Annotated in this window: 5 protein-coding genes and 1 pseudogene; 2 read left to right on the top strand and 4 right to left on the bottom strand. The window is 70.0% G+C overall.

Going from position 1 to position 7,085, the window contains the following annotated elements:
• A pseudogene (locus tag DEIPI_RS0110795) lies at positions 1 to 288 on the bottom strand (gephyrin-like molybdotransferase Glp); the annotation flags it as partial.
• 225 nt (positions 289 to 513) lie between these two features.
• On the opposite strand from DEIPI_RS0110795, the gene DEIPI_RS35505 reads away from it, so the two are divergent.
• Positions 514 to 1,422: a hypothetical protein gene (locus tag DEIPI_RS35505; protein WP_052351694.1), complete on the top strand. Its 909-nt coding sequence runs from the start codon at positions 514 to 516 to the stop codon at positions 1,420 to 1,422.
• Positions 1,423 to 1,758: 336 nt separating this feature from the next.
• Complete coding sequence (locus DEIPI_RS0110785) at positions 1,759 to 2,961, top strand: toxic anion resistance protein (RefSeq protein WP_027481789.1); 1,203 nt, start codon at positions 1,759 to 1,761, stop codon at positions 2,959 to 2,961.
• Between the two features lie 451 nt (positions 2,962 to 3,412).
• Here the strand turns inward: DEIPI_RS0110785 and DEIPI_RS30240 are convergent, their stop codons facing one another.
• From DEIPI_RS30240 to DEIPI_RS30235, 3 genes are all read right to left on the bottom strand, one after another.
• Positions 3,413 to 5,062, bottom strand: a complete 1,650-nt coding sequence (locus DEIPI_RS30240) for an ATP-binding protein (RefSeq protein ID WP_045234104.1) — start codon at positions 5,060 to 5,062, stop codon at positions 3,413 to 3,415.
• Positions 5,059 to 5,901 (bottom strand): CheR family methyltransferase, encoded by an 843-nt coding sequence (locus DEIPI_RS0110775; protein ID WP_027481788.1) that lies wholly within the window; start codon positions 5,899 to 5,901, stop codon positions 5,059 to 5,061. Before DEIPI_RS0110775 ends, DEIPI_RS30240 begins: the two co-directional genes overlap by 4 nt.
• Positions 5,902 to 5,909: 8 nt before the next feature.
• A partial coding sequence (locus tag DEIPI_RS30235; protein WP_045234103.1) for a response regulator occupies positions 5,910 to 7,085 on the bottom strand: 1,176 nt, incomplete at its 5' end.

The following is a 7,085-nucleotide window of genomic DNA, read 5'->3' as shown; positions in this document are numbered from 1 at the left end:
CGCGCCGACCTCTCCCGCGAAGGCGAGGCCCGCGCGGGACTCTCCGACGATCCGGAGCCGCACGGGCGCGTCCGGGGTCGCGCCGGGCGTGTCGGCTTCCCGGCAGGCGATCCCGTCGAGGGCGCTCTCCGTGGCGCTGGGGTGACTCACGAGCGCCGCGAGGTCCCGCGCGAGGATCCGCCCGTACGCCCCCGCGAGGGGTACGTCCTGAACGGGCGGGGCGGGCAGCAGCCGCGCGAGGTGCGCGCGGGCCTCCTCGACGGTGACGTGCATGGGAAAGTCGGGCATGCCCCAGTATCCCGCGCGGGGTGCGGGAACCAACGCCCGCGCGGACGCGTAGGGTGATCTCAGACGGCCGACGTGTCCGTTCCACTTCCCGTCACGTTCGGGGAACCGGTGGGCGCGTTACTCTACGGTCAGTTCCGGGCCGTTCGGACGTCCGCCCGCGCGAGGGCCACACCGCGGGACCACGCGCAAGTCGTTTCCCGCGCCCCCCAAGGAGATCACCGCCTCATGCCCCCAGTCACGCTCGTCGCCCTGATCCTTCTGGCCATCTCGTGGAGCCGCGTGCTGCGGCGCGGACGCTCGCCGTCCCCGGCGCTGATCGTCTTCTCGGTGCTGTTCGCGATGATCGCGCTGTCCACCCAGGCGTGGGTGGTGCCGCTCGCGGTCGTCTTCGGCATCGTGATGGCCGTCACGCACGGCCGGGGTTCCCGCCCCGCGCTGGAGGGCGGCCGGGTCCGCGTGCGCCGCGCCCGGCGCCGGGCGCACATGCTGGAGCTGGAGGAGACGGCCCGCAGCTTCCACTCGGACCTGCGTCAGTTCATGCGCGACATCGACGAGCTCGGCCGCGAGGTTCGCGAGGAGGCTCGCGTGGCGATCCCGCGCGAAGGCGCCCGTCCCGAATCCGTGCCCGCCGCGCCCCGCGTGGACCTGCGCAAGAAGGACCGGGAGCGCCGCGCCGAGCCCGTGCCCACGCCCGCCCCGCAGCCCCAGGCGCCCACCGACGAACTCACCGCCGCCGTGGACGCGGTGCTGCGCGAGCACGGTCGCGACCTCCCGCCGGAAGCCGTGGAGCGCGTCCGGACGCTGCGCGCCCGCGTCGCGGAGGCCGCCGGGTACCTGCGCGAGCGCGACCTGATGAACGCCGAGCACGGCTTCCACCTCAAGCAGATCGCGACGGACTACCTGCCGGGGGCGGTGCGGGCGTACCTGCGCCTCCCGCGCGGCCTCGCGGACACGGAGGTCCTGTCGGACGGCAAGACCGGCAAGGATCTGCTGCTCGAACAGCTCGACCTGCTCGCCGAGGGCACGTCGTCCGTCCTGTCGGGCGTGCTGCGCGCCGAGGCCCAGCAGCTCCTCGCGCACGGGCGCTTCCTGGAGAAGCGCTTCGAGACGGGCTCGAAGGACTTCGATGTTTGAGTGGAGAGACGCGTCACCGCACGAGGCATGAGCACCCGACCGCTCGGGTGCGTACGACGCCAAGGCTGGACGGCCACTCCCATACGTGGAGAGACGCGCCGACGGTCCAGGCACAAGCGAGGGGCCGTCCCCGAACGTACGCCGCCCCAACGTCGACGGTCACCCCAGCAGACACCACGGACGGCCCGGGCCTTTCGCCCGGGCCGTCTCCTCCTTTGGTTGGTTGCCTGCGCGCCGCGTTTGGCGCATGCTCGGGAGAGGGCGCCCGGAACGCCGGGGCGCGTGCCCGCGTAAGGAAGTGCAGGCCCCTCTCTCCCTCTGCCATCAAGGAGCGCGATGAAACTCGACCCGCCCGCCAAACTCGACCCCCTCCAGGCTCCCGACCGCGTCTCGCCCGAGCAGTCCGCTCAGGCGCTCGACGTGGAGCCCGCCATGCGCGCGAAGCTCGACGCGCAGATCGAGTCGTTCCTACAGGCCGTGCTGAACGAGAACGCCTACGGTGAGGTGTTCAAGAGCAAGGTGCAGGCCATCCACGACCTCGGCTCCGCCGAGATCCGCGCCGCCGCCGGCGTCTCGAACCGGCTGCTGGAGAAGCCCGTGCAGGCCACGAAGGCGGGCGTGTACGACCAGAATTCCGCCGTGAGCCGCACGCTGGTGGATCTGCGCCGCACCGTCGAGGACCTCGACCCGAGCCGCAACCTCACGCCGCGCCGCATCCTCGGCATCTTCCCCGGCGGGAACAAGGTCCGGGACTACTTCCTGAAGTACGAGAGCGCGCAGAAGCACCTGAACGCGATCATCACGTCGCTGTACCACTCGAAGGACGAGCTCCAGAAGGACAACGCCGCGATCGAGCAGGAGAAGGTGAACCTCTGGGACATCATGCAGAAGCTCAAGGGCTACGCGTACGTGGGGCAGCGTCTGGACGCGGTGCTGTCCGCGCGGCTCGACGAGATCGCCGCGACCGACCCGGAGAAGGCGCGCGTCGTCCGTGAGGAGATGCTGTACTACACGCGGCAGAAGGTGCAGGACCTGCTGACGCAGCTCGCGGTGAGCGTGCAGGGGTACCTCGCGCTGGACCTCGTGAAGCGCAACAACCTGGAGCTCATCAAGGGCGTGGACCGCGCCACCACGACGACGGTGAGCGCGCTGCGCACGGCGGTGCTGGTGTCGCAGGCGCTCGCGGGGCAGAAGGTGGTGCTGGACCAGATCGGCGCGCTGAACGCCACGACGAGCAACCTCGTGGAGAGCACCTCGGTGATGCTGCGTCAGCAGACCGCCGCGACGTACCAGCAGGCGGCGGAGAGCGCCGTGAACGTCGAGAGCCTCCAGAAGGCCTTCGACAACGTGTACGCCACGCTCGACGCGATCAGCCAGTACAAGAGCCAGGCGCTCGATCAACTGCAGCGTAACGTGAACGTGCTCTCGGAGCAGGTGACGCGCGCGCAGACGCACATCGACCGCGTGAAGGAACGGACCGTCGCGGAGACGGCGGGGGTGCTGGGGCAGGGCGGGCCGAAGAAGGACTTCGAGGCGTAATGAGTTGGAGGGACGCGTCGACGCTCCAGGCATAAGCACCCGACCGCTCCATCCATGAGTGCAGAGACGCGTTGACGGCCCAGAGAAGCGGAGGGCCGCCCCGCTCACACGTGGAGGGACACGTGGCCGCCCGAGGCAGGAGGACCGGACCGCTCCGGTCCGTACACGGATGGAGCGTTCCGCAGGCAGCCTATGAGTGTGGAGACACGTGAACGCACCAGGCAAAAGCGAGGGACCGCTCCCGAGCGTACGCAGGCAGCCATGAGTGTGGAGACGCGTCAAAGCCCCGGGCATAAGCGAGGGACCGCTCCCGAGCGTACGACGGTGGGTCCGTACGCAGGCAGAGCGTACGACGCCAGAGTGCCGACGGCCACGCCCAGGCATGTGGAGACGCGTCGACGCACAAGACAGAAGCGCCGCCCCCGAGGGCGGCGCTTTCCTTCCCTGCCCCTCAGCGCACGCCGACCTTGCGGTCGTGGCGTTCGGGCGACGCGGGGGTCTCGGGGCGGGGCAGGCTGAACGCGAAGGTGGCGCCCTGGTCCTCCTCGCCGCGCGCCCAGACGTGGCCGCCGTGACGGGAGACGATCCTTTTGACGTTCGCGAGGCCGATGCCGGTGCCCTCGAAGGCGTGCGCGGCGTGCAGGCGCTGGAAGACGCCGAAGAGCTTGTCGGCGTACCGGGGGTTGAAGCCGACGCCGTTGTCGGTGACGGTGATGACGTCCTCGCGGTCGCGGCGCTCGTGGCGGATCTCGATGCGGGCGTGCTCGCGGGTGCGGGTGTACTTGAGGGCGTTCGCGAGGAGGTTCGTGACGACCTGCCGCAGCGTGGGGATGTCGCCGCGCACGACGGGCAGGTCGTGAATGATCCACTCGACGTCCGTGCGGTCGCTGCCGCGCGTGAGGTCCGCGCGGACCTCCTCGACGACGAGGGCGAGGTCCACGTCGGTGAAGCGCAGGTCCTGCCGTCCGGTGCGGGAGAAGGCGAGCAGCTCGTCGATGAGGGTGTTCATCTTCGTGGCGGCGTCGGTGATGACGCCGAGGTAGCGTTCGGCTTTCTCGCCGGGCTGGTCCTTGCCGAGTTCGCGGCGGGTGAGGTCCGCGAAGCTCGCGATGTGCCGCAGGGGCGTGCGCAGGTCGTGGGAGACGCTGTACGCGAAGGCCTCGAGTTCCTTGTTGACGTCCTCGAGCTGGGCGGTGCGGTCGCGGACGCGCTGTTCGAGGCTGGCGTTGAGGGCGTGCATCTCGGCCTCGATGCGTTTGCGGTCGGTGACGTCCTTGCTGGTGCTGACGAAGTGCGTGACGCGTCCGCGTTCGTCCTTGACGGGCGTGATGGTGAGTTCCTCGTGGTAGAGGCTGCCGTCCTTGCGGCGGCTGACGCCCTCGCCGCGGTACACGCCGCCCGCGAGGATGGTGGGCCACGCGTCGGGGTGGCCGCCGTCACGCAGCGCGTCGGGGATCTGCCCGATGAGTTCCGCTCCGCTGTAGCCGGTGACGGTCTCGCAGGCGGGGTTGGCGTACTCGATGCGGCCCTCGCGGTCGGTGATGACGACGGGGTCGGCGGTCTGTTCGAGGGCGCTGGAGAGCTTGCGCATCTCCTGGCGGGTGGCGCGGCGTTCGCGTTCGTTCTCGCGGCGCAGGCGGTCCTGCGCGGCGCGTGCCTCGCGCGCCTGGAGTTCGCGCAGGGTGCGTTCCTGCTCGCGGACCTGCGCGGTCTTGCGGTGCAGTTCGACGAACACGCCGACCTTGGCGCGCAGCACCTCGGGCACGACGGGCGCGAAGATGAAGTCGACGGCGCCGAGGGCGTAGCCGCCCTGCATGTCCGTCTCGGCGCGGTCGTGGGCGGTGACGAAGATGATGGGGGTCGTCTCGGTCTGGGGTCGGCTGCGGATGAGCGAGGCGGTCTCGAAGCCGTCCATGTCGGGCATGCGGACGTCGAGGAGGATGACGGCGTACTCGTCGGCGAGGAGGGTGCGCAGCGCGTCGCGTCCGCTGGCGGCCTCGACGACGTTCTGCCCGAGCGGTTCGAGCGCGGCGCGCAGCGCGGTGCGTTTCGTGGCGGTGTCGTCCACGATGAGGATGTTGACGGGCGCCGGGACGGTCACGCGGTCCTCCGGTAGAGCTTCTCGCGCGGGTCGAGGGTCTGGTAGCGCCGCGCGAGGGGGGTGAAGTCGAGCGTCTCGTGCCGTCCGAGGCCGAGGGTTCCGCGCGCGGCGAGGCTCTCGTCGAGCAGGCCGTAGACGCGCTCCTGCAGATCGCGGTCGAAGTAGATGAGGACGTTGCGGCACAGGATCACGTGGAACTCGTTGAAGGAGCCGTCCGTGACGAGGTTGTGCTGTCCCCAGATGATGTTGTGCCTGAGGTCGGCGCGGACGATGCCGCGGTCGTACTGCTGCGTGAAGTACGAGGCGAAGTCGCCCGTGCCGCCCGCCTCGCGGTAGTTGCGGGCGTAGAGGTCGAGGCGTTCTGCGCTGTAGATGCCGTCCTGGGCACGCTGGAGCGCGTGGGCGCTGATGTCGGTGGCGTAGAGGCGCGCGCGGCCGAGGAGGTCCGCCTCGGCGAGGAGGATCGCCATGGAGTAGACCTCCTCGCCGGTGGCGCAGCCCGCGTGCCACACGCGGATGAAGGGGTAGGTGCGCAGCGTCGGGATGATGCGTTCGCGCAGCGCGGCGTAGAAGGGCGGGTCGCGGAACATCTCCGTGACGCTGATGGAGAGGCAGCTCACGAGCCGCTCGAAGGCGGCGGCGTCACGCAGGACGCGTTCCTGCAGAGCGCTGACGGTCGCGAGGCCCTCCGCGCGGACGCAGTGCTGCACGCGGCGGTGCAGGGTGGCGCTGGCGTAGCCCCGGAAGTCGAAGCCGTACCGACGGTGGACGCCCTCGAGCAGCAGGTCGATCTCGAGGGCTTCCACGTCGGGCGGGGTGGTGAGGGGGCTGAAGTCCATGGGTGGAGTTACCGGTAGAGCCAGACGCGCAGCAGCGAGAGGAGCTTGTCGGTGTTGACGGGCTTGCTGATGTAGTCGCTGGAGCCCGACTCGATGGACTTCTCGCGGTCGCCGGGCATGGCCTTGGCGGTGAGGCTGATGATGGGGAGGTTCTTGTACTTGCCGCTCTGACGGATGAGGCGGGTGGTCTCGTAGCCGTCGAGTTCGGGCATCATGACGTCCATCAGGACGATGTCGATGCCGGGCGTGCTGTCGAGCAGGCCGATGGCGTCGCGGCCGTTCTCGGCGGTGTAGACCTGCATGCCGTGACGTTCCAGGACGGCGGTGAGGGCGAAGATGTTGCGGATGTCGTCGTCGACGACGAGGACGCGCTTGCCCGCGAGCTGCGGGTCGTTCTTGCGGACGCTCTCGATGAGCTGCCGCTGCGGTTCGGGCAGGTTCGCCTCGACGCGGTGCAGGAACAGCGTCACCTCGTCGAGGAGCCGTTCGGGCGAGCGGACGTCCTTGACGATGATGCTCTTGGCGACGCGCCTCAGTTGCGTCTCCTGGCTGCGGGTGAGGTCGGCGGCGGTGTAGACGATGATCGGGAGGGCCCTGAGGGCCGGGTCCTTCTGCATCTCCTTGATGAGGTCGAAGCCGCTCATGTCGGGCAGCTTGAGGTCGAGGACGACGCAGTCGAAGGCGGTGGCGCGCATCGCGGCGAGCGCTTCCTGGCCGGTGGTGACGGGCGTGGTCTTGACGTCGCCGTTGCCGATCAGCTCGACGATGCTCCTGCGCTGATCGGTGTCGTCCTCGACGACGAGCAGGTTCTTGACGCGCCGCGCGAGGAAGTCGTCGATCTTGCCGAAGGCGCGGTGCAGCGCGTCGCGGTCGGGGCTCTTGGTGAGGAAGTCGAGCGCGCCGAGCTTGCGTCCGAGCAGGCTTTCCTCGTCGCTGCTGATGATGTGCACGGGGATGTGGCGGGTGGCGCCGTCGTGCTTGAGGCGGTCGAGGACGCTCCAGCCGCTCGTGTCGGGCAGGTGCAGGTCGAGGGTGATGGCGGTGGGGCGGTACTGCGCGGCGAGCGTGAGGGCGGCGTCGCCGCGCGTGGCGACGAGGCCCTTGAAGCCGCGTTCGCGGGCGAGGTCGAGCAGGACGCCCGCGAAGGCGGGGTCGTCCTCGACGACGACCGCGCCGACCTCGCG

The organism is Deinococcus pimensis DSM 21231, assembly GCF_000519345.1.
Taxonomy (GTDB): domain Bacteria; phylum Deinococcota; class Deinococci; order Deinococcales; family Deinococcaceae; genus Deinococcus_A; species Deinococcus_A pimensis.
Note: the sequence above shows the minus strand (reverse complement) of the source record. Positions and strands in the feature narration are given on the sequence as shown.